We start from the raw sequence: 21,648 nt of genomic DNA on the forward strand, positions 1-21,648 counted from the left end.
CCCTGGACGCGTACGCCGACATCGAGGGCGGCGCTGAAGAGCTGCCGCTCCCGCTGGTCGGCGACGCGGGGGCGGTGGCCCGCCGAGGCGCGCAGCAGGGCGCGGGCGTCCGGGGCGACGGCGGCGGCACGTTGGCGCAGGTGCTGGTCGCCGGCCCGGTGCAGGTCGCGGGCGACCAGGTGGGTCAGCAGCCAGCCGGAGGCCAGCACCAGCAGCGGGACGGTGCACCCGACGGCGAGGCCGACGCGGGCGGAGAGCCTCACCGCGCCTCCCGGAACACGAAGCCGACCCCGCGCACGGTGTGCACCAGCCTCGGGGCGCCGTCGGCCTCGAGCTTGCGGCGCAGATAGCTGACGAAGGTGTCGACGGCGTCGGTGCGCACCTCGAAGTCGTAGCCCCAGACGCGTTCGAGGAGCTGGTCGCGGGTGAGGACGAGCCCGGCGTTACGCATCAGCACCTCCAGGAGCTGGAACTCCCGCCGGGTCAGGTCCAGTACGCGCCCGTCGCGCAGGGCGGTCCGGGCGCCGGGGTCGATCTCGACGCCGGCCTCGCGCAGCACCTCCCGGCCGGCGGGAGGGCGGCGGCGCAGCAGGGCGCGCAGCCGGAGCACGAGTTCCTGGAGGGCGAAGGGCTTGACGAGGTAGTCGTCGCCGCCCGCCTGGAGTCCGGCGATCCGGTCGGCGGTCTCGTCCAGCGCGGACAGCATCAGTACGGGCAGTTCGCGGCCCTCGTCACGGAGCCGGGCGCACACCTGGATGCCGGTGAGGCCGGGCATCGACACGTCCAGCACCAGCACGTCCGGCGGCTCCTGGCCGACGGCGGCAAGCGCCTCGGCGTCGTCGGCCGCGGTGCGCACGGTGAAGCCGTTCAGCCTCAGGCCGCGCTCCAGGGAGCGGCGGATCGCCGCGTCGTCGTCCACCACCAGGACGGTTCCGGGGCTTGCCGAGTCACTCACGCTTCCTCCTCGCAGGGCCGTCAAACCCCTACGGCAGCAGAGGAGTTGAGGTTAAGTCGAATTGCGGAACAAATGGTCCAGACCTATTGACCGCTGGTCCAGACCTTTCCTATTCTCGCGGCAGCATGGGCGTGAAGGCTCAGTCATGCCCCCATGCCTCTGGAAGTTCCCCCCGACATCGAGGGAGGCGCACATGCGCTTCAGACACAGAGTCGCGGCGGGTGCCGTGACCCTGCTGCTCCCCCTGGCCGGCCTCGTCGGCCTGGCCGCCCCCGCCGAGGCGGCCACCAACGTCACCGCGAGCTATGTGAAGTCCCAGGACTGGGGCAGCGGTTTCGAAGGCAAGTGGACCGTCAAGAACACCGGCACCACCGCCATCAGCTCCTGGACGATCGAGTGGGACTTCCCCTCGGGCACGTCCGTCACCTCCGCGTGGGACGCCGACGTCACCTCCTCCGGCACCCACTGGACGGCGAAGAACAAGTCGTACAACGGCTCGGTCGCCCCCGGCTCCTCCATCTCCTTCGCCTTCAACGGCGCGGGCTCCGGTTCACCGAGCAACTGCAAGCTGAACGGCGACAGTTGTGACGGCACCACGGTGCCCGGCGACGCGGCGCCCTCCGCCCCCGGCCAGCCCACCGCCTCCGCCGTGACCGACACCTCGGTCAAGCTGAGCTGGTCGGCCGCCACCGACGACAAGGGCGTCAAGAACTACGACGTCCTGCGCGACGGCGCCAAGGTCGCCACCGTCACCACCACCTCGTACACGGACACCGGTCTCACCGCCGGCACCGACTACTCCTACAGCGTGCGCGCCCGCGACACCGCCGACCAGACCGGTCCGGCGAGCGCCGCCACGGCCGTGCGCACCACCGGCGGCGGCACCAACCCGCCGCCCGCCACCGGTGACAAGGTCAAGCTCGGCTACTTCACCGAGTGGGGCATCTACGGCCGGAACTACAACGTCAAGAACATCGTGACGTCCGGCTCCGCCTCCAAGATCACGCACATCAACTACGCCTTCGGCAACGTCACCGGCGGCAAGTGCGCGATCGGCGACTCCTACGCCGACTACGACAAGGCGTTCACCGCCGACCAGTCGGTCAGCGGCGCCGCCGACACCTGGGACCAGCCGCTGCGCGGCAACTTCAACCAGCTCCGCCAGCTCAAGGCCAAGTACCCGAACATCAAGGTGCTGTGGTCCTTCGGCGGCTGGACCTGGTCCGGCGGCTTCGGCGAGGCGGCCAAGAACCCGGCCGCGTTCGCCCAGTCCTGCTACGACCTGGTGGAGGACCCCCGCTGGGCCGATGTCTTCGACGGCATCGACATCGACTGGGAGTACCCCAACGCCTGCGGTCTGTCCTGCGACACCAGCGGCTCCGCGGCCTTCAAGAACGTGGTCTCCGCGCTGCGCTCCAAGTTCGGCGCCAACTACCTGGTCACCGCCGCGGTCACCGCGGACGGCTCCAGCGGCGGCAAGATCGAGGCCGCCGACTACGCGGGCGCGTCGCAGTACCTCAACTGGTACAACGTGATGACGTACGACTTCTTCGGCGCCTTCGACGCCAAGGGTCCGACGGCTCCGCACTCCCCGCTCACCTCGTACAGCGGCATCCCGAAGGCGGGCTTCACCACCGCCGACGCGATGGCCAAGTACAAGGCGGTCGGCGTCCCGGCGAACAAGCTGCTCATCGGCATCGGCTTCTACGGCCGCGGCTGGACCGGTGTCACCCAGGACGCCCCCGGCGGCACCGCCACCGGAGCCGCACCGGGCACCTACGAGGCGGGCATCGAGGACTACAAGGTGCTCAAGGGCTCCTGCCCGGTCACCGGCACGATCGCGGGCACCGCGTACGCCCACTGCGGCAGCAACTGGTGGTCGTACGACACCCCGTCGACCATCGCCGGCAAGATGAGCTGGGCCAAGAGCCAGGGCCTGGGCGGGGCGTTCTTCTGGGACTTCACCGGGGACACCAGCAACGGTGAACTCGTGACGGCCCTCAGCAACGGCCTGTCGTAGATGAGTTCGGGAGGCCCAGCCCCTGAGCGACGTTGACGCTCCCCCGGACTTCGTCCGGGGGGGGCACCCCCACCCAGCGAGTGAATGTGGCTACGCCACATTCACTCGCTGACCCGGTGGGGCTGCTTCCAGCCACGCGAGAAATCCGGTCAGCGCGTCTTCGCTCATGGCGAGTTCGAGATGGGTGCCCTCGTGGACACAGGCGAGGATCACCGCGTCGGACAGCAGCGCCAGCTCCTCCTCGCCCTCGGGCAGCCGGCGTCCGGCCACCTCGATCCGCGAGCGCTCCAGCACCCGGCGCGGGCGCAGGGCGTAGGAGAACACCCGGAACCACTCGATGCGGTCCCCGTTGTAGCGGGCCACGCCGTAGCTCCAGCCCTTGCCGTTCACATCGGACTGCTCCGCCACGTCCCAGCGCAGCGAACAGTCGAAGGTGCCGCCCGAGCGCTGGATGAGCCTGCGGCGCAGGCCGAACAGGAACAGACCCACCACCACGAGCGCGACCACGATTCCGCACACAGTCAGAGCGAGGACCATCGGCACCGACCTCCTCGTCTCCCAGGTAGTGGAACTGCTTTCGGCTCAGGGTAATGAAACCGCAGAGCCAGGTAATGGAACCGGAAAAACACCCGGATTCACCTCAGCCGCGACCGGCACCGGAATGTTCCGGGCCGGCCGCGGCTGAATGATGGTCACACGGCGCGATGATCAGCGCGCGGAGGTCGCCGCCCGCAGACGGACGTCGGCGCGACGCTGGGCGTCCTCGTCGTCCTCCGCCTTCGCTCGCTCCAGCTCGCGCTCGACGCGCTGGACGTCGATCTCCTCCGCCAGCTCGGCGATCTCGGCCAGCAGCGACAGCTTGTCGTCCGCGAACGAGATGAAACCGCCGTGCACCGCGGCGACGACGGTCCCGCCGTCACTGGTGCGGATGGTCACCGGGCCCGACTCCAGCACACCGAGCAGCGGCTGGTGACCGGGCATGACGCCGATGTCGCCGGACGTGGTGCGCGCGACGACCAGGGTGGCCTCGCCGGACCAGACCTGGCGGTCGGCGGCGACCAGCTCGACGTGCAGCTCAGCAGCCAAGGTTGGCTCCTCGGATCACCACCCGGCGGATGTGCCGGGTGTCGGGGTCAATTCTAGGGGGCGTGGCCGAGGGGGCGGGACGTGCCCGCCCCCCGGCCAGGAGCGCGGGTGTCAGGAGACGCCCAGCTCCTTCGCGTTCTTCTTGAGGTCCTCGATGCCACCGCACATGAAGAACGCCTGCTCCGGGAAGTGGTCGTACTCACCGTCGCAGATCGCGTTGAACGCGGCGATGGTCTCGTCCACCGGAACGTCCGAACCGTCCACGCCGGTGAACTGCTTGGCGACGTGGGTGTTCTGGGACAGGAAGCGCTCCACACGACGGGCACGGTGGACGACGAGCTTGTCCTCCTCGCCCAGCTCGTCGATACCGAGGATCGCGATGATGTCCTGGAGGTCCTTGTACTTCTGCAGGATGTTCTTGACGCGCATGGCGCAGTCGTAGTGCTCCTGCGCGATGTACCGCGGGTCCAGGATGCGGGACGTGGAGTCCAGCGGGTCCACGGCCGGGTAGATGCCCTTCTCCGAGATCGGACGGGAGAGCACCGTCGTCGCGTCGAGGTGGGCGAACGTGGTGGCCGGGGCCGGGTCGGTCAGGTCGTCCGCGGGGACGTAGATCGCCTGCATCGAGGTGATCGAGTGACCGCGCGTCGAGGTGATGCGCTCCTGGAGGAGGCCCATCTCGTCGGCCAGGGTCGGCTGGTAACCCACGGCGGACGGCATGCGGCCGAGCAGCGTGGAAACCTCGGAACCGGCCTGCGTGAAGCGGAAGATGTTGTCGATGAAGAACAGCACGTCCTGCTTCTGGACGTCACGGAAGTACTCGGCCATGGTGAGGCCGGCCAGCGCGACGCGCAGACGGGTGCCCGGCGGCTCGTCCATCTGACCGAAGACCAGCGCGGTCTTGTCGATGACGCCCGACTCGGTCATCTCCGCGATGAGGTCGTTGCCCTCACGCGTGCGCTCACCGACACCGGCGAACACGGAGACACCGTCGTGGTTATTGGCGACGCGGTAGATCATCTCCTGGATGAGCACCGTCTTGCCGACACCGGCACCGCCGAACAGGCCGATCTTGCCGCCCTTGACGTACGGGGTGAGCAGGTCGATGACCTTGACGCCCGTCTCGAACATCTCGGTCTTCGACTCGAGCTCGTCGAAGTTCGGGGCCTTGCGGTGGATGGGCCAGCGCTCGCCGGTGTGCTTCTCGTCGACGTTCAGCACCTCACCGAGGGTGTTGAACACCTTGCCCTTGGTGAAGTCGCCGACCGGGACGGAGATGGCGGCGCCGCTGTCCGTCACGACGGACTGGCGGACCAGACCGTCGGTGGGCTGCATGGAGATGGTGCGGACCACGCCGTCACCCAGGTGCTGGGCGACCTCGAGGGTCAGCGTCTTCTTCTCGCCGTCGCGCGCCGGGTCGGCGACCTCGACGGTCAGGGCGTTGTAGATGTCCGGCATCGCGTCGACGGGGAACTCCACGTCGACGACCGGGCCGATGACGCGGGCGACGCGACCCGTGGCCGCCGCGGTCTCAACAGTGGTGGTCATTTATCGGTCACTCCCCGCGGTCGCGTCGGCCAGGGCGCTGGCGCCACCGACGATCTCGCTGATTTCCTGGGTGATTTCGGCCTGGCGGGCCGCGTTGGCAAGACGGGAGAGCGTGTTGATCAGCTCACCCGCGTTGTCGGTGGCCGACTTCATCGCGCGCCGCGTGGCGGCGTGCTTCGAAGCGGCCGACTGGAGCAGCGCGTTGTAGATCCGGCTCTCGACGTACCGCGGCAGCAGGGCGTCCAGGACGTCCTCCGCCGAGGGCTCGAAGTCGTACAGCGGGAGGATCTCACCGTCGCCGGTCTTCTCCTCCGTGACCTCGTCGAGGCGCAGCGGGAGCAGCCGCTCGGCGACCGCCGTCTGCGTCATCATCGAGACGAACTCGGTGAAGACGATGTACAGCTCGTCCGCGCCGCCGTCCGCTTCGGGCGTCTCGATGGCCTCGATGAGGGGCGCCGCGACCTTCTTGGCGTCCCCGTACGTGGGCTCGTCGGTGAAGCCCGTCCACGCCTCCGCGATCTTGCGCTCACGGAAGTTGTAGTGCGCGACACCCCGGCGGCCGACGATGAACGTCTCCACCTGCTTGCCCTCGCGCTCGAGGCGCTCGGTGAGCTGCTCGACCGCCTTGATGGCGTTGGAGTTGAAGGCGCCGGCCAGACCGCGGTCGCTCGTGAGGAGCAGGACCGCGGCACGGGTCGGGTTCTCGGCCTCCGTGGTGAGCGGGTGCTTGGTGTTCGAGCCGGTGGCCACCGACTTGACCGCGCGGGTCAGCTCGTCCGCGTACGGCTTGGAGGCCGCCACCTTGCGCTGCGCCTTGACGACACGCGAGGCGGCGATCATCTCCATCGCCTTGGTGATCTTCTTGGTCGCGGTGACGGATCGGATGCGACGCTTGTAGACCCGGAGCTGGGCTCCCATGAGTCAGGTCCCTTCCTTACGTCACTTGGCGGGAGAGGCCGGGGTGTCGTCGCCGAGGAGCTTGCCGTCCGAGGTCTCGAACTGCTTCTTGAACTCCGCGATCGCGTCACCGATGGCCTGCAGGGTGTCGTCCGACATCTTGCCGCCCTCCCGGATGGAGGTCATCAGGCCCTGGTGCTTGCGGTGCAGGAACTCCAGCAGCTCCTTGTCGAAGCGGCGGACGTCCTCGACCGGCACGTCGTCCATGCGGCCCGTACCACCGGCCCAGATCGAGACGACCTGGTCCTCGGTGGACATCGGCTGGTACTGGTCCTGCTTCAGCAGCTCGGTCATGCGCTGACCGCGCTCGAGCTGGTTCTTGGACGCCTGGTCCAGGTCGGAACCGAAGGCGGCGAACGCCTCCAGCTCACGGAACTGGGCGAGGTCCACGCGCAGGCGGCCGGAGACCTGCTTCATCGCCTTGTGCTGGGCGGAACCACCGACTCGGGAGACGGAGATACCGACGTTCAGCGCGGGACGCTGACCGGCGTTGAAGAGGTCCGACTCCAGGAAGCACTGGCCGTCGGTGATGGAGATGACGTTGGTCGGGATGAACGCCGAGACGTCGTTGGCCTTCGTCTCGACGATCGGCAGACCCGTCATCGAGCCGGCGCCCAGGTCGTCGGAGAGCTTCGCGCAGCGCTCCAGCAGACGGGAGTGCAGGTAGAAGACGTCACCGGGGTAGGCCTCACGGCCCGGCGGACGGCGCAGCAGCAGGGACACGGCGCGGTAGGCGTCGGCCTGCTTCGACAGGTCGTCGAAGACGATCAGGACGTGCTTGCCCTGGTACATCCAGTGCTGACCGATGGCGGAACCGGTGTACGGCGCCAGGTACTTGAAGCCGGCCGGGTCGGACGCCGGGGCGGCGACGATGGTCGTGTACTCCAGCGCGCCGTTCTCCTCCAGCGCGCGGCGTACGCCGGCGATGGTGGAGCCCTTCTGGCCGATGGCGACGTAGATGCAGCGGACCTGCTTGTTCGGGTCGCCGGTGCGCCAGTTGTCGCGCTGGTTGATGATCGTGTCGACGGCCAGGGCGGTCTTGCCGGTCTGGCGGTCACCGATGATGAGCTGGCGCTGGCCGCGGCCGACCGGGGTCATGGCGTCGACCGCCATGTAGCCCGTCTCCATCGGCTCGTGCACCGACTGGCGCTGCATGACCGTGGGGGCCTGCAGTTCGAGGGCGCGACGGCCGTCGGTCTCGACCTCGCCGAGGCCGTCGATCGGCTGGCCCAGCGGGTCGACGACACGGCCGAGGTAGCCGTCGCCGACGGCGACCGAGAGGACCTCTCCGGTGCGGTGCACCGGCTGGCCCTCCTCGATGCCGCTGAACTCGCCGAGAACGATGGCACCGATCTCGCGCTCCTCGAGGTTGAGGGCGAGGCCGAGGGTGCCGTCCTCGAACTTCAGCAGCTCGTTGGCCATGGCCGAGGGAAGACCCTCGACCTTCGCGACACCGTCGCCGGCGACGGTGACCGTACCGACCTCCTCGCGCGAGGCCGCGTCCGGCTTGTACGACTGGACGAAGTTCTCCAGTGCGTCCCGGATCTCCTCCGGCCGGATCGTGAGCTCCGCCATCTGGGTTCCCTGCTCTCCTTGTTGGGCCCGAAGTTTCACTTTGGGGGGATGTCTGACTCCGGACTCCCCCCTGAACGAGGTGAATCCTCTGCACGGCCCAACCAGGGCCGTAATTACGTACTACGTGTTGAGTTCTAGCTCGCCATGCGGCGGGCGGCGTCGTCCAGCCGGTCCGCCAGGGAGCCGTTGATGACCTCGTCACCGACCTGCACCCGGACACCGCCGATGACCTCGGGGTCCACGTCCAGGTTGAGGTGCATCCGGCGGCCGTAGAGCTTGGCCAGGGCGTCACCCAGGCGACGCTTCTGGGCCTCGCTCAGCGGGACCGCCGAGGTGACGGTCGCCACCAGCCGGTCCCGGCGCTCCGCGGCCAGCTTGGACAGGGACTCGAGTCCCGCTTCCAGGCTACGTCCACGCGGCGCGGTGACCAGCCGGGTGACCAGACGCTCGGTGGCGGGCTTGGCCCGTCCGCTCAGCAGCCGGTGCACCAGCTCGGCCTTGGCCGCGGTGGACGCCGACCGGTCGGTCAGCGCGGCCCGCAGGGCCGGGTCGGAGGCGACGATGCGGCCGAACCGGAACAGCTCGTCCTCGACGTCGTCCAGCGTGCCCGACTTCTCCGCGGCGGTGAGGTCGGCGATGTCCGCCAGCTCCTCCAGCGCGTCCACCAGGTCGCGGGTCTGCGACCAGCGGGACCGGGCGAGGCCGGCCACCAGGTCGGCGGTCGGACCGCTCACCTGGCCGCCGATCAGGCGCTGCACCAGCTCGGCCTTGGCCTCGGCGGGCTGCGCCGGGTCGGTGAGGACCCGGCGCAGGCCGGCCTCGCGGTCGAGCAGCGCGGTGACGGCCGCCAGCTCGTCGGCGAGCTGCGCGGCATCCACGGGGGTGGAGTCCGTCAGCGCGTCGAGACGCTCCCGTGCGGCTGCCAGGGCCTCGCGGCTCGCTCCGTTCATCGCGTGGCCTCGGCCTTCTCGTCGAGCTCGTCGAGGAAGCGGTCGATCACACGGCTCTGCCGGGCGTGGTCCTCGAGGGACTCACCGACGAGCTTGCCGGCCAGTTCGGTGGCGAGCTTGCCGACGTCCTGGCGGAGCGAGGCCGAAGCGGCCTTGCGGTCGGCCGCGATCTGGGCGTGACCGGCGGCCACGATCTCCTCGCGCTGACGCTGGCCCTCGGCCCGCATCTCCGCGATGAGCGTCGCACCCTGCTCCTGAGCCTCCTGGCGCAGCCGGGCGGCCTCGTGACGGGCCTCGGCGAGCTGGGCCTTGTACTGCTCGAGGACGCTCTGAGCCTCGGTCTGCGCGGCCTCGGCCTTCTCGATCCCGCCCTCGATCGCTTCGCGGCGCTCCTCCAGAACCTTGTTGATGTTCGGGAGGAGCTTCCAGGCGAGGAAGCCGAAGACGATGACAAAGGCGATCAGGCCGATGACGAGCTCTGGGATCGGCGGGATGAGGGGGTTCTCGGCCTCCTCAGCCGCAAGCTGAACCAGGGGGCTCATATCAGTGCCTTTCGTCTATGGGTATGGCGGTCGAGTCAGGCGCCGTAGACGAACGGCATAACCAGACCGATCAGGGCGAGCGCCTCACAGAAGGCGAAACCGAGGATCTGGTTGGCGCGGATCAGGCCGGCAGCCTCGGGCTGGCGGGCGAGCGCCTGCGTGCCGTTACCGAAGATGATGCCGACGCCGACGCCGGGGCCGATGGCAGCGAGACCGTAACCGATGGAGCCGAGGGAGCCGGAAACAGCAGCAGCAAGGGTCTGGGACATGCCAGTTCTTCCTTTTCTGTACGGACCGGTGGGGGTTGGCCACCGGACGAGTAGGGGGAGCGGGACGAGCGCGGGCTCAGTGGTGCTCGGCCAGCGCGCCCTGGATGAAGCTGCAGGTCAGCAGTACGAAGACGTACGCCTGCAGAGCCTGGATGAAGAGCTCGAACGCCGTCATCACGATGGTCATGATGAAGGACACGCCGGCGTAGGCGATACCGATGCCGTTGAGCATGTACCAACTCGCGACCGTGAAGAGCAGCAGCAGCGTGTGGCCGGCGAACATGTTCGCGAAAAGCCGGACGGCGTGGGTGAACGGCCGCACCAGCAGGTTCGAGAACAGCTCGATGAGCATGGCCAGCGGCAGCACCGGGCCGAGCGACTTGTCGTAGCCGGTGAAGTTCTTGAACGCGCCGACGAATCCGTGCCGCTTGAAGGTCAGGCCGACCCACAGGACGTAGACGATGGCGGCCAGGACGATCGGGTACGCGATGATCGAAGTCACCGGGAACTGGGCGACCGGGATGATCGACCAGAGGTTCATCATCCAGATGAAGAAGAAGAGCGAGACGACGAGAGGTACGTACTTCTCGCCCTCCTTCTTTCCGATCGTCTCGTAGACGACGCCGCGGCGGATGAAGTCGTAGCCGGACTCGGCGATCATCTGGAGCTTGCCCGGGACGACCTTCGGGCGGGCGAAGGCGGCCCAGAAGAAGACCACGACGATGATCGACCCGAGCAGCGCCAGCAGCATCGGCTTGTTGAAGTACAGGTTGCTGTCCGCGTCGCCCCAGAGCGGCTTGAACAGGAACGAGTGCAGGCCCGGAGCCGGGAAGCCGCACCCGGAGAACAGGTGACAGCTCGTGTCGAAAGCGAGCGTCTGCGTCGGGTCAGCACTCACCGCGGGCTCCTTCATCGTGGCGCATAGGTACGGCAACCTCGTTGTGTCGGCGCGGCGTACGGCCGCGGTTCGGCACGGGACTGGTGTTACGGATGTGGGGGCGGCTGGGGGGCATCTAGCCTCGCAGTGGAACAGGCGTCAGCTCGAATGCCCGCGCCCGCGATGCCGCAGTTGGCACCGGACGATAGCAGGATCTCTCCCGCGCCTTTATCCCGGCCCTACCCCTCATGACGAGCGGTCCGTCTTCTGGGACTTGTCTTCCTTCGACGGAGCATCGGGATCGACATAGAGGATCTTGGCCTTCATGTGGGCGCGCGCCTGGGCGGCGATCCACGTGAGGGTGGCCACCACCAGAACGACGGCGAAGGCACGGGGGTTGAACAGGGTGGTGTTCTTGAACAGACCCACGAAGACGACCAGCAGCAGGAGTTGGGCCGCGTAGAGCAACAGACCCATCATCTGGAACAGCTGCGGGAACGACCTGGCGGTGCGCTGCAGGACGTAAAGACCGATCCCCATGAAGAGGATGACGATCAGTGTGCCCACGACGGCCCCGATCGCACCCTTGCCGCCGGCGACAACACCGCTGACAACGGCGGCGATCGCACCGACGGCAGCCGTGGGCACCGCGGCCTGGGCAAGAATCCGGACGTCATTGGACGGCATGGCGGCAACTCCGCTTTCACAGGGGGCAGGTGTCGTCATGGACGAGCGTAGTCCCGGACCGAGTACGGCAACTCTCATGCCGTCGGACCGTGGTTTCACGGTCTCCGGCTCTGTCCTGGGTTCTCGTGAACCGTATCACAAACTATTTGATGAGGTCTTTACCTGGAGGCGTATCGATTGTCACACATGAGAGTGACGACGCGCCCAGGTGCAAGAACCGGGTGAGCTTGTCTGGTATTAGGGGGCTTTGCTCCCCCACGACTTGGCAATGCTCTAGTCAGATTCTTACCTTGCGGCCTTTGCCGGAACGCGTACGCGCTCCGATCGCGGTCGCTCCGTTGACGCCCGGTACCGCGGCCACCGCGGTCGGCGCGGTGGTGGCGTCGGTGAGGGCCGCGGTGGACGTTTCGCCGGGCTCGGTCCCCGCCCCCTCACCGTCTTCCGCCGGTTCCGGATAGCGGCGGTAGCGCGGGGGGACGAAGTGCTGGGCCCAGCGCGGCGCGTGGGGGGTGAAGCGGGGGAGGAGGAGCATGACCAGGCCGATGGCGCTCAGGAAGACGACGCCGAGGACGATCCACATCGAGGCCGAGTTGACCGAGTAGGCGAGCACGCCGAAGCCGATGAGGGCCGACCAGAAGTACATGATGAGCACCGCCCGGCTGTGCGAGTGCCCGATCTCCAGCAGCCGGTGGTGCAGGTGCCCTCGGTCGGCCGCGAAGGGCGACTGGCCGCGCCAGGTGCGGCGCACGATGGCCAGCACGAGGTCGGCGGCCGGGATCGCGATGATCGACAGCGGCAGCAGCAGCGGGATGTACGCGGGCACCATCTGGTGCACGGTGCTGCGCTCGGAACCGGAGAACAGGTTCAGCCGGTCCGGGTCGATCTGGCCGGTGACGGAGATGGCGCTGCCGGCCAGCACCAGGCCGATCAGCATCGAGCCGGAGTCGCCCATGAAGATGCGCGCCGGATGCATGTTGTGCGGCAGGAAGCCCAGACACATGCCCATCAGGATCGCCGCGAACAGCGTCGCCGGGGCGGCCGCCTCGATGCCGTAGCCGTACCAGATGCGGTAGGCGTACATGAAGAACGCGGCGGTGGCGATGCAGACCATGCCGGCCGCGAGACCGTCGAGGCCGTCGACGAAGTTGACCGCGTTGATGGTGATGACGACCAGGGCGACGGTCAGCAGGGTTCCCTGCCACTGGGTGACGGCGACCAGGCCCACACCGGGCACCGGCAGCCACAGGATCGTCAGACCCTGCACCACCATCACACCGGCGGCGATCATCTGGCCGCCCAGCTTGATCAGGGCGTCGATCTCGAACTTGTCGTCCAGCACGCCGATCAGCCAGATCAGCGCGGCCCCGGACAGCAGGGCGCGGGGCTCGTTGGACTTGGCGAAGACCTCGTTGAGGTTCTCCAGGTGGTCCGCGACGAGCAGCCCCGCGCACAGTCCGAAGAACATGGCGATACCGCCGAGCCGCGGAGTGGGCTCCCGGTGCACGTCCCGTGCCCGGATCTCCGGCATCGCTCCCGCCACGATCGCGAATTTCCGAACCGGCCCAGTCAGCAGGTAGGTCACCGCGGCCGTGATGAGAAGCGTCAGCAGGTATTCACGCACGGGCATCCCCACAGATCTCGCTGGCCATCACAGCCCCACACCCTAGCGAGGGACACGTACGGTTAAGGACCGGCGGGGGACGGGGATGGTTCCGTCGGGGCGTTCCGTACCCGTATGCCACCCCTTCTGCCTCCCCTTCTCACCCCGGTTCTCACTCCGGGTACGGCGGGAAGTCCGCGGTCAGCTCGCGCACCTCGGCCCGTGCGGCGGCCGGGTCGAGGGCGCCGCTCACCACGCCGACCAGTAGCGCGGCGATCCGGGCCATGGCCGGCTCCCCCATCCCCTGGGTGGTGACGGCGGCGGTGCCGAGCCGCAGCGCCCGGCCGCCGGTGTGCGCAAGCGCACAGCAGTCCAGCACCAGCCCGGCGGCCGCGAGCCGCCCGCGCGCGGTGCGGCCGTCCATGCCGAGCGGGGCGGGGTCGGCCACGATGAGGGCCGTGTCGGTGCCGCCGGTGGCGACTGTGAACCCGGCGTCGGCCAGGTGCCCGGCGAGCGCGTGCGCGTTGGCGACGGTCTGGTGGGCGTAGGCCGCGAACGCGGGGGTGGCCGCCTCACCGAACGCGACGGCCTTGGCGGCGACGCTGTTCATCTGGGCGCCGCCCTGGGTGAAGGGGAACACCGCCCGGTCGACGCGCCGGGCCAGCCCGGCCCCGCACAGGATCAGCCCCCCGCGCGGCCCTCGCAGCGTCTTGTGCGTGGTGGCGCACACCAGGTCCGCGTACGGCACCGGGTTCGGCGCCGCTCCCCCGGCGACCAGTCCGGCGGAGTGCGCGAGGGTGACGATGAGATACGCCCCGACCTCGTCGGCGACGTCGCGGAAGAAGGCGTGGTCGAAGTGTCGGGGGTAGGCGATCGAGCCGCACACAACAGCCTTGGGCCGGTGTTCGCGGGCCAGCCGGCGCACCTCGTCGTGGTCGACCAGCCCGGTCTCCGGGTCCAGGCCGTAGCCGACGAAATCGAACCAGCGGCCGGAGAAGTTCGCGGGCGAGCCGTGGGTGAGATGGCCGCCGTCGTCCAGGCTGAGGGCGAGGACGGTGTCACCGGGGCGCAGCACGGCCGCGTAGGCGGCCAGCATGGCCGAGGAGCCGGTGTGGGGCTGCACGTTGGCGTGCTCGGCGCCGAAGAGGTCCCTGGCGCGCTCCACGGCGATGCGTTCGGCGGTGTCGGCCAGCGCGCAGCCCCCGTGGTACCGGGAGCCGGGGTAGCCCTCGGCGTACTTGTTGGCCAGCGGGGAGCCGAGGGTGGCGAGCACGGCGGGCGAGGCGAAGTTCTCGGCCGCGGTGAGCTGGAGGGTCGTCGACTGCCGGTCCAGCTCCCCGCGCAGGATCTCGGCCAGCTCCGGGTCCTGCCGGCACAGTACGTCCGCTTCCAGCACGGGTGTGACCGACATGACGGGCTCCGGGCGGTCGACGGTGACGTGGGGCGGGACCCCGGGTCTCCAATGTAGGCCGTGCCGGGGGCGGCCGCTCGGCCGCCGGACCCGTCCCGGCGCCGGAGCCCGGCGCGCGTCACATGCGGGCGGGCACGCCCGTCAGCGCGGTGACGACCGGGTCGAGGGCGTCGCGTATCTCGTCGCCGATGGAGCGGAAGAAGGGCAGCGGGGCCCCGTAGGGGTCGTACACCTCGTCCGCCTCGGCGGTGGGGGCGAGCAGCCAGCCGCGCAGCGCGGCGGCCGCGCGGACCAGGGCGCGGGCGCGCAGCACCACGCCGTCCTCCAGGGGCGGCAGGGTGGCCGGGTCTATCGCGCGGACCAGGCGGGTGAACTCCTTCAGCGTGAAGGTGCGCAGGCCCGCCGAGTGGCCCATGGAGATGACCTGGGCGCGGTGGTCCCGGGTGGCGGTCAGCACCAGGTCGGCCATGATGACGTGCTCGTCCAGCAGCTCCCGGCCGGTGAACCCGGCCGCGTCCGCGCCGAACTCGGAGAGCACGGTCTCCGCGTTCTCCTCCATCCGGGCGCCCTCGTGACCCCAGGTGCCGGCGCTCTCCACGATCAGGCCGCCGCCGAGCACCCCGAGCCGTTCCGCCACGAAATGCCGGGTCAGCCGCTCGGTGATGGGCGAGCGGCAGACGTTGCCGGTGCTGACGTGGAGGATGCGGAAGGTGTCGCGCGGGAACCCGAAGGTCGTGGTCTGCTCCGCCGGGCGGTCCGCGCCGCCTATGCCGCGCATGGGGTGACCCCCTGCCCGGAGCGCTCGGGCGGGACGTACCGCTGGGGGGCCGTCAATTCGCCACCTCGAGGTCGGGTACGACCTTGCGCAGCTCCTCCGGGGAGATGGCGCCCTGGCGCAGCAGCAGCGGGACGGGGCCGGAGACGTCCACGATGGACGAGGGCACGTTACCCGGCGTGGGGCCGCCGTCGAGGTAGACGGAGACGGAGTCGCCGAGCATGCGCTGGGCGTCGTCGCAGGTCTCCGGGGCGGGGTGGCCGGTGAGGTTGCCGGAGGAGACGGCCATCGGGCCGACCTCGGTGAGCAGCTCGATGGCGACCGGGTGCAGCGGCATGCGTACGGCGACGGTGCCGCGGGTGTCGCCGAGGTCCCACTGGAGGGACGGCTGGTGCCGGGCGACCAGGGTGAGCGCGCCGGGCCAGAAGGCGTCGACGAGTTCCCAGGCCAGCTCGGAGAAGTCGGTGACCAGGCCGTGCAGGGTGTTCGGGGAGCCGATGAGCACGGGGGTGGGCATGTTGCGGCCCCGGCCCTTGGCGGCGAGCAGGTCGGCGACGGCTTCCGAGGAGAACGCGTCGGCGCCGATGCCGTAGACCGTGTCGGTCGGCAGCACCACCAGTTCACCCCGGCGTACGGCGGCGGCTGCCTCGCGCAGGCCCGTCACGCGGTCGGTGGCGTCATTGGTGTCGTATCGCCGTGCCATGTCTAGCGGGCCTCCTCGTACACGTAACTCTGAAAGTGGTTCTGCGCGGTGGTCACGGCGTCGCCTTGCGGGCCGTGGCGAACCGGGGGCGGTTGTTGAGGTCGGGGTGGTCGGCCGCGTCGGCCCAGCCCCGCTCCTCGGTGAAGATCCACGGCACCTGGCCGCCCTGGGTGTCGGCGTGCTCGATGACGACGACACCGCCGGGGCGCAGCAGCCGGTGCGCGGTGCGCTCGATGCCCCGGATCAGGTCGAGTCCGTCCTCGCCGGAGAACAGGGCCAGCTCGGGGTCGTAGTCGCGGGCCTCGGGGGCGACGTACTCCCACTCGGTGAGCGGGATGTACGGCGGGTTGGAGATGACCAGGTCGACCTGGCCGTCCAGGTCCGGGAAGGCGGTCAGGGCGTCCCCCTGGCGCAGGTCGACACGGGAGCCCTCGACGTTCTTACGGGTCCACCTGAGCGCGTCCTCGGACAGCTCGACGGCGTGCACCCGCGAGCGCGGCACCTCCTGGGCGAGGGCCAGCGCGATGGCGCCGGAGCCGGTGCACAGGTCGACGATGCTGGGCTCGACGACGTCCATGGCGCGTACCGCGTCTATCGCCCAGCCGACCACCGACTCGGTCTCCGGCCGGGGCACGAAGACGCCGGGGCCGACCTGGAGCTCCAGGTAGCGGAAGTAGGCCCGCCCGGTGATGTGCTGGAGCGGCTCGCGCTGCTCGCGGCGGGCGATGACCTCCCAGTACCGGGCGTCGAAGTCGGAGTCCTTCACGGTGTGCAGGGCGCCGCGCTTGACGGCGTGCACGAAGGCGGCCAGCTCCTCGGCGTCGGTGCGCGGGGAGGGCACTCCGGCGTCGGCCAGCCGCTGGGTGGCCTGGGCCACCTCCGCGAGCAGCACGCTGCGGGGGCTCGGGGGTCGCCCCCCGAAGTCTTGCTGCACGCTTCTCCTCCGGTCCTCGTGCGTGGTCCTGCGGGGCGTTCTCAGGCGTTCGCGAGCTTCGCCGCCGAGTCGGCGTCGACGCACGCCTGGATCAGCGCGCTCAGCTCGCCGTCGAGCACCTGGTCCAAGTTGTACGCCTTGAAGCCCACGCGGTGGTCGGAGATGCGGTTCTCCGGGAAGTTGTACGTGCGGATCTTCTCGGAGCGGTCCACGGTGCGGACCTGGCTGCGGCGGGCGTCGGCGGCCTCCGCCTCGGCCTTCTCCTGGGCGGCGGCGAGCAGCCGGGAGCGCAGGATGCGCAGGGCCTGCTCCTTGTTCTGGAGCTGGCTCTTCTCGTTCTGGCAGGAGGCGACCACACCGGTGGGCAGGTGGGTGATGCGCACGGCGGAGTCGGTGGTGTTGACCGACTGGCCGCCGGGGCCGGAGGACCGGTAGACGTCGATCCGCAGGTCGCTGGGGTTGATCTCGACGTCCACCTCCTCGGCCTCGGGGGTGACGAGGACACCCGCGGCGGAGGTGTGGATGCGGCCCTGCGACTCGGTGGCGGGCACGCGCTGCACGCGGTGCACCCCGCCCTCGTACTTCAGACGGGCCCACACGCCCTGGCCGGGCTCGGTCTGGCCGCGGGACTTCACCGCGACCTGGACGTCCTTGTAGCCGCCCAGCTCGGACTCGGTGGCGTCGATGATCTCGGTCTTCCAGCCGACGCGCTCGGCGTAGCGGAGGTACATGCGCAGGAGGTCACCGGCGAACAGGGCGGACTCGTCGCCGCCGGCGCCGGCCTTGATCTCCAGGATGACGTCCTTGTCGTCGCTCGGGTCGCGCGGGACCAGGAGCAGGCGGAGCTTGTCGGTCAGCTCCTCGCGCTGCTTCTCCAGGACCTTGGCCTCGGCGGCGAAGTCGGGGTCGTCGGCCGCCAGCTCACGGGCGGTCTCGATGTCGTCCCCGGACTGCTTCCAGGAGCGGAAGGTGGCCACGATCGGGGACAGCTCGGCGTAGCGCTTGTTCAGCTTGCGCGCGTTCGCCTGGTCGGCGTGGACCGACGGGTCGGCGAGCTTTCGCTCCAGATCGGCGTGCTCGGCGACGAGGTCCTCGACTGCCTCGAACATCTTTCGGCTCCTGTTACTGCGGGTGAAGGGCTGGCGGGCGACCAAAAACGCCGGTCCGTGGTCACGCCCCTCGCGGGGCGCGACCGTGGACCGGCGGTTCGGGGCTCGCTACTTCTTGGAGCCGGAAGCCTTGCCGAAGCGGGCCTCGAAGCGGGCCACGCGGCCACCGGTGTCGAGGATCTTCTGCTTGCCCGTGTAGAACGGGTGGCACTCGGAGCAGACCTCGGCACGGATGGTGCCGTCGATGGTGCTCCGGGTGGTGAACGAGGCGCCACAGGTGCAGCTCACCTGGGTCTCGAAGTACTCGGGGTGGATGTCGCGCTTCAAGGTGTCTCCTAGGTTCCGGGAGGGCGCCGGGTCGCCACCGCGGGAATGCGGGTGCGTGAACCGGAGCCGACGTACCAGTCTGCCAGGACTGGCGCCATCCCCCAAAACCGGGGGTGGGGCTGTTCTATTCCCCGGGCCCGCTGGGCGGCTCCGGGCGCCTCAGGGGTGGCTCAGGGGTGGCTCAGGGGGTGACGACGCCCTTGGCGCCGCCGGTGGCCGAGCCCGCGGTGGCGGAGTCCGGGACCGGCCGGTCGTTCTTCAGCGCCGTCCAGATCTGCCGGGCCCTGGTCCGCTCCAGCAGCACCCGGTTGGGGTCGGCCGGGTCGTACTGCACCGGCATGGTGACCATGTGCGTCCCGGAGGCGCTGATGCCCTTGAGGCCGCCCGCGAAGTCCGCGAGGGAGTTGACCGAGCCGAGGTCGGAGTCGGTGGTGACGGTCCGGGTCGCGGTGTCGGCGAGGTCGTACAGCTTCTTGGGGTTGCTCAGCACGCCGACCTGCTTGGTCTGGGCGATGAGGGCCTTCACGAACGCCTGCTGGAGCTGGATGCGGCCGAGGTCGGAGCCGTCGCCGACGCCGTGCCGGGTGCGCACCAGGCCGAGCGCCTGCGCGCCGTCGAGGGTGTGCGTGCCGGCCGCCAGGTTCAGGTGGCTGTCCGGGTCCTGGATGGCGCGGGTGGTGGTGACGCGTACGCCGCCGAGGTCGTCGACCAGGCGCTGGAAGCCCGCGAAGTCGACCTCCAGGTAGTGGTCCATGCGGATGCCGCTGAGCGACTCGACGGTTCTGACCGCGCAGGGGGCGCCGCCGGTGGCGTAGGCCGAGTTGAACATGACGTTCTTCGCCGCCGGGTACGTGTGGCCCTCGGTGTCGGCGCAGGCGGGCCGGTCGATGAGGGTGTCGCGCGGGATGGACACCACGGACGCCTTCTTGTGGCCCTTGTAGAGGTGGACGATCATCGCGGTGTCGGAGCGGGCGCCGCTGTCGGCCGCTCCCCCGCCGATCTTCCGGTTGGCGCCGTCGCGGGTGTCGGAACCGAGGACCAGGATGTTCTGCGAGCCGTTGCCGGCCTTCGCGGGCCGGTCGCGGCCGAGTACCTGGTTGATGTCGATGCTGCGGATGTTGCCGTTCAGCTTGAAGTAGACGTACCCGGCGCCGGCGCCCGCCAGCACGACCACGCCGGCGGCTGTCCATGCCATGGCGAGCAGGGCCTTGCGGCCCGTGCTGCGGGGCTTGCGGCGGCGCCCCTTGCTCCGGCGGCGGGGGCCGTCTCCGGTCTCCGGTATCCCGGGCTCCGGCGTGCTCTCGGTGGACACTGCGCTCCTAGGTCTCGTCCGTTCGGTTACCCCCTGCGTTCAGGGTCGGGAGCGGTCGTCACCACTCCATCGTCGCTCCACCTGGTCGGACAGGGAAACTCGGGACAGGCTCGCACAAAGCGCTGCGCCGCCCGGTACGGCAGTTGTCACCCTCCGTGCTCGGGGCGGCGGACCGTTTCCCCGTTCACCTGCGCTTTCTCGTAAGGGGCCCTACCGAGCCAAGTCGGTACCGAACGTCACACCTGTGGCAAAGGTCTCGCGGGAGCGCTCAGCGCGCAAAAGGGGCCGCCCCCGTCGCGTGTGCGGCGGGGGCGGCCCGAAGGTCCGAAGCGGGTGGCTCAGCGGGGCTCAGTCACCGTTGCCGGGAGCCGGCGTCGTCTTCTGGATCTGGGTGAGGAACTCGATGTTCGACTTGGTCTGCTTCATCTTGTCGAGCAGCAGCTCGATCGCCTGCTGCTGGTCGAGCGCGTGCAGCACGCGACGCAGCTTCCAGGTGATGGCCAGCTCCTCGCTGCCGAGCAGGATCTCCTCCTTGCGGGTACCGGACGCGTCGACGTCCACCGCCGGGAAGATGCGCTTGTCGGCGAGCTTCCGGTCGAGCTTGAGCTCCATGTTGCCGGTGCCCTTGAACTCCTCGAAGATCACCTCGTCCATGCGGGACCCGGTGTCGACGAGCGCGGTGGCGAGGATGGTCAGCGAGCCGCCGTCCTCGATGTTGCGCGCGGCACCGAAGAAGCGCTTGGGCGGGTAGAGCGCCGTGGAGTCGACACCACCGGAGAGGATGCGGCCCGACGCCGGGGCGGCGAGGTTGTACGCACGGCCCAGACGCGTGATGGAGTCGAGCAGCACGACCACGTCGTGACCCAGCTCCACCAGGCGCTTGGCGCGCTCGATGGCCAGCTCGGCGACCGTGGTGTGGTCCTCGGCCGGGCGGTCGAAGGTGGAGGAGATGACCTCGCCCTTCACCGACCGCTGCATGTCGGTGACCTCTTCCGGACGCTCGTCGACCAGGACGACCATCAGGTGGCACTCGGGGTTGTTGTGCGTGATCGCGTTGGCGATCGCCTGCATGATCATGGTCTTGCCGGTCTTCGGCGGGGCCACGATCAGACCGCGCTGGCCCTTGCCGATCGGCGACACGAGGTCGATGATCCGGGTCGTCAGCACATTGGACTCGGACTCCAGACGGAGCCGGTCCTGCGGGTACAGCGGCGTCAGCTTGTTGAACTCCGGCCGCCCGCGGCCGTGTTCGGGCGCCATGCCGTTGACGGAGTCGAGGCGGACCAGCGCGTTGAACTTCTCGCGGCGCTCGCCCTCCTTCGGCTGGCGGACCGCGCCGGTGATGTGGTCGCCCTTGCGCAGACCGTTCTTGCGGACCTGGGCGAGGGAGACGTACACGTCGTTCGGACCCGGCAGGTAGCCGGAGGTGCGGATGAACGCGTAGTTGTCGAGGATGTCCAGGATGCCCGCGACGGGGATCAGGACGTCGTCCTCGTTGACCTGCGGCTCGGCGATCTCGTCGCGGCCACGACGGCCACGGCGGTCGCGGTAGCGGCCGCGACGGCCACGGCGGCCGCCCTCGAAGTCGTCGTCGTCCTGCTGCTGGCGGTCGCGGTCCTGCCGGTCCTGGCGGCCGCCCTGCTGCTGGCCCTGCTGGCGGTCCTGACGACCGCCGCCCTGCTGGTCGTCGCCCTTGCCGCGGCGGTCACGGTCACGACCGCCCCGGTCGCGGTCGCGGTCGCGGCGGTCGCGGCGGCCGCGGCCCTCGCCGTCGTCGGCCTTGCCGTCGGCGTGCGGCTGCTGCTGGGCGTCGCCCTTCGGCTCGCTCTTCTCGCCCTTGGTCTCGGTGGACTCGGCGGCGGCCGGGCTGCCCGCGTCGGCGGTGGCACGACGGCGGCGGCGCTCGTTCGGCGCGTCCTCGCGCTCGGCCTCGCCCGAGCGGGCGGGACCGCCGGCCGGCTGGCCGGGGATCTCGATCTGGGCGGCCTTGTCGGCGGCCGGCTGCGCGGCC

21 protein-coding genes and 1 pseudogene are annotated in these 21,648 nt (G+C 69.8%); 1 reads left to right on the forward strand and 21 read right to left on the reverse strand.

The genetic code is table 11. The features are described 5' to 3' along the window. Positions 1-263: pseudogene (locus tag GT030_RS26125) on the reverse strand (two-component sensor histidine kinase); the annotation flags it as partial. Next, positions 260-955, reverse strand: a complete 696-nt coding sequence (locus GT030_RS26130) for a response regulator transcription factor (RefSeq protein ID WP_161203212.1) — start codon at positions 953-955, stop codon at positions 260-262. The pseudogene GT030_RS26125 and the gene GT030_RS26130, both read right to left, overlap by 4 nt. 193 nt (positions 956-1,148) lie before the next feature. Here GT030_RS26130 and GT030_RS26135 point away from each other — a divergent pair, with 193 nt between their 5' ends. Beyond that, on the forward strand, positions 1,149-2,975 hold the full coding sequence (locus tag GT030_RS26135; RefSeq protein WP_161203213.1) for a glycoside hydrolase family 18 chitinase: 1,827 nt from the start codon (positions 1,149-1,151) through the stop codon (positions 2,973-2,975). A gap of 90 nt (positions 2,976-3,065) precedes the next feature. On the opposite strand, the gene GT030_RS26140 is transcribed toward GT030_RS26135, so the two are convergent. The 19 genes from GT030_RS26140 to rho all read right to left on the reverse strand — a co-directional run. Next, positions 3,066-3,512, reverse strand: coding sequence for a DUF2550 domain-containing protein (locus tag GT030_RS26140; protein ID WP_161203214.1), 447 nt, complete (start codon positions 3,510-3,512; stop codon positions 3,066-3,068). Positions 3,513-3,683: 171 nt separating this feature from the next. Beyond that, positions 3,684-4,061, reverse strand: coding sequence for a F0F1 ATP synthase subunit epsilon (locus GT030_RS26145; RefSeq protein ID WP_030815967.1), 378 nt, complete (start codon positions 4,059-4,061; stop codon positions 3,684-3,686). Between the two features lie 111 nt (positions 4,062-4,172). After that, positions 4,173-5,609: a F0F1 ATP synthase subunit beta gene (gene atpD / locus GT030_RS26150; protein WP_161203215.1), complete on the reverse strand. Its 1,437-nt coding sequence runs from the start codon at positions 5,607-5,609 to the stop codon at positions 4,173-4,175. Then, the gene (locus GT030_RS26155) at positions 5,610-6,527 is read right to left on the reverse strand and encodes a F0F1 ATP synthase subunit gamma (RefSeq protein ID WP_161203216.1); all 918 of its coding nucleotides are present in this window, start codon (positions 6,525-6,527) and stop codon (positions 5,610-5,612) included. It abuts the gene before it with no gap. 21 nt (positions 6,528-6,548) lie between these two features. After that, on the reverse strand, positions 6,549-8,141 hold the full coding sequence (gene atpA, locus GT030_RS26160; RefSeq protein WP_161203217.1) for a F0F1 ATP synthase subunit alpha: 1,593 nt from the start codon (positions 8,139-8,141) through the stop codon (positions 6,549-6,551). A 134-nt stretch (positions 8,142-8,275) separates the two neighbouring features. Continuing rightward, on the reverse strand, positions 8,276-9,091 hold the full coding sequence (locus GT030_RS26165; protein ID WP_161203218.1) for a F0F1 ATP synthase subunit delta: 816 nt from the start codon (positions 9,089-9,091) through the stop codon (positions 8,276-8,278). Next, a complete protein-coding gene (locus tag GT030_RS26170; RefSeq protein WP_130332345.1) occupies positions 9,088-9,633 on the reverse strand; it encodes a F0F1 ATP synthase subunit B in 546 nt (181 codons plus the stop codon). Before GT030_RS26170 ends, GT030_RS26165 begins: the two co-directional genes overlap by 4 nt. Before the next feature lie 35 nt (positions 9,634-9,668). Then, a complete protein-coding gene (gene atpE / locus GT030_RS26175; RefSeq protein WP_161203219.1) occupies positions 9,669-9,902 on the reverse strand; it encodes an ATP synthase F0 subunit C in 234 nt (77 codons plus the stop codon). A gap of 76 nt (positions 9,903-9,978) precedes the next feature. After that, positions 9,979-10,815 carry a F0F1 ATP synthase subunit A gene (gene atpB / locus GT030_RS26180; protein ID WP_161203220.1) on the reverse strand — a complete coding sequence of 279 codons (837 nt, stop codon included), beginning with the start codon at positions 10,813-10,815 and terminating at the stop codon, positions 9,979-9,981. 210 nt (positions 10,816-11,025) lie between these two features. Then, positions 11,026-11,466, reverse strand: a complete 441-nt coding sequence (locus GT030_RS26185; RefSeq protein WP_161203221.1) for a hypothetical protein — start codon at positions 11,464-11,466, stop codon at positions 11,026-11,028. A gap of 277 nt (positions 11,467-11,743) precedes the next feature. Continuing rightward, the gene (locus GT030_RS26190; protein WP_161203226.1) at positions 11,744-13,087 is read right to left on the reverse strand and encodes an MraY family glycosyltransferase; all 1,344 of its coding nucleotides are present in this window, start codon (positions 13,085-13,087) and stop codon (positions 11,744-11,746) included. A gap of 151 nt (positions 13,088-13,238) precedes the next feature. After that, positions 13,239-14,477, reverse strand: a complete 1,239-nt coding sequence (gene glyA / locus GT030_RS26195) for a serine hydroxymethyltransferase (RefSeq protein ID WP_161203222.1) — start codon at positions 14,475-14,477, stop codon at positions 13,239-13,241. A 118-nt stretch (positions 14,478-14,595) separates the two neighbouring features. Beyond that, complete coding sequence (locus GT030_RS26200; RefSeq protein ID WP_030815947.1) at positions 14,596-15,255, reverse strand: low molecular weight phosphatase family protein; 660 nt, start codon at positions 15,253-15,255, stop codon at positions 14,596-14,598. 52 nt (positions 15,256-15,307) lie between these two features. After that, entirely contained in the window at positions 15,308-15,955 is a 648-nt protein-coding gene (locus GT030_RS26205) for an L-threonylcarbamoyladenylate synthase (RefSeq protein WP_086692404.1), read from the reverse strand. Between the two features lie 52 nt (positions 15,956-16,007). After that, entirely contained in the window at positions 16,008-16,847 is an 840-nt protein-coding gene (prmC, locus tag GT030_RS26210; protein WP_161203227.1) for a peptide chain release factor N(5)-glutamine methyltransferase, read from the reverse strand. An 83-nt stretch (positions 16,848-16,930) separates the two neighbouring features. Further along, positions 16,931-17,998: a peptide chain release factor 1 gene (gene prfA / locus GT030_RS26215; protein ID WP_161203223.1), complete on the reverse strand. Its 1,068-nt coding sequence runs from the start codon at positions 17,996-17,998 to the stop codon at positions 16,931-16,933. Between the two features lie 108 nt (positions 17,999-18,106). Next, positions 18,107-18,325 (reverse strand): 50S ribosomal protein L31, encoded by a 219-nt coding sequence (rpmE, locus tag GT030_RS26220; RefSeq protein ID WP_030815934.1) that lies wholly within the window; start codon positions 18,323-18,325, stop codon positions 18,107-18,109. A gap of 181 nt (positions 18,326-18,506) precedes the next feature. Further along, positions 18,507-19,637 (reverse strand): LCP family protein, encoded by a 1,131-nt coding sequence (locus GT030_RS26225; RefSeq protein ID WP_161203224.1) that lies wholly within the window; start codon positions 19,635-19,637, stop codon positions 18,507-18,509. Between the two features lie 348 nt (positions 19,638-19,985). Beyond that, a partial coding sequence (rho, locus tag GT030_RS26230) for a transcription termination factor Rho (RefSeq protein ID WP_161203225.1) occupies positions 19,986-21,648 on the reverse strand: 1,663 nt, incomplete at its 5' end.

It is taken from the genome of Streptomyces sp. SID1328 (assembly GCF_009865595.1).
Taxonomy (GTDB): domain Bacteria; phylum Actinomycetota; class Actinomycetes; order Streptomycetales; family Streptomycetaceae; genus Streptomyces; species Streptomyces griseoluteus.

Coding starts and splice junctions, on each gene's coding strand:
- GT030_RS26135 (WP_161203213.1), top strand. CDS start 1,149: ATGCGCTTCAGACACAGAGTCGCGGCGGGTGCCGTGACCCTGCTGCTC.
- GT030_RS26140 (WP_161203214.1), bottom strand. CDS start 3,512: ATGGTCCTCGCTCTGACTGTGTGCGGAATCGTGGTCGCGCTCGTGGTG.
- atpD (WP_161203215.1), bottom strand. CDS start 5,609: ATGACCACCACTGTTGAGACCGCGGCGGCCACGGGTCGCGTCGCCCGC.
- GT030_RS26155 (WP_161203216.1), bottom strand. CDS start 6,527: ATGGGAGCCCAGCTCCGGGTCTACAAGCGTCGCATCCGATCCGTCACC.
- atpA (WP_161203217.1), bottom strand. CDS start 8,141: ATGGCGGAGCTCACGATCCGGCCGGAGGAGATCCGGGACGCACTGGAG.
- GT030_RS26165 (WP_161203218.1), bottom strand. CDS start 9,091: ATGAACGGAGCGAGCCGCGAGGCCCTGGCAGCCGCACGGGAGCGTCTC.
- GT030_RS26170 (WP_130332345.1), bottom strand. CDS start 9,633: ATGAGCCCCCTGGTTCAGCTTGCGGCTGAGGAGGCCGAGAACCCCCTC.
- atpE (WP_161203219.1), bottom strand. CDS start 9,902: ATGTCCCAGACCCTTGCTGCTGCTGTTTCCGGCTCCCTCGGCTCCATC.
- atpB (WP_161203220.1), bottom strand. CDS start 10,815: ATGAAGGAGCCCGCGGTGAGTGCTGACCCGACGCAGACGCTCGCTTTC.
- GT030_RS26185 (WP_161203221.1), bottom strand. CDS start 11,466: ATGCCGTCCAATGACGTCCGGATTCTTGCCCAGGCCGCGGTGCCCACG.
- glyA (WP_161203222.1), bottom strand. CDS start 14,477: ATGTCGGTCACACCCGTGCTGGAAGCGGACGTACTGTGCCGGCAGGAC.
- GT030_RS26200 (WP_030815947.1), bottom strand. CDS start 15,255: ATGCGCGGCATAGGCGGCGCGGACCGCCCGGCGGAGCAGACCACGACC.
- GT030_RS26205 (WP_086692404.1), bottom strand. CDS start 15,955: ATGGCACGGCGATACGACACCAATGACGCCACCGACCGCGTGACGGGC.
- prfA (WP_161203223.1), bottom strand. CDS start 17,998: ATGTTCGAGGCAGTCGAGGACCTCGTCGCCGAGCACGCCGATCTGGAG.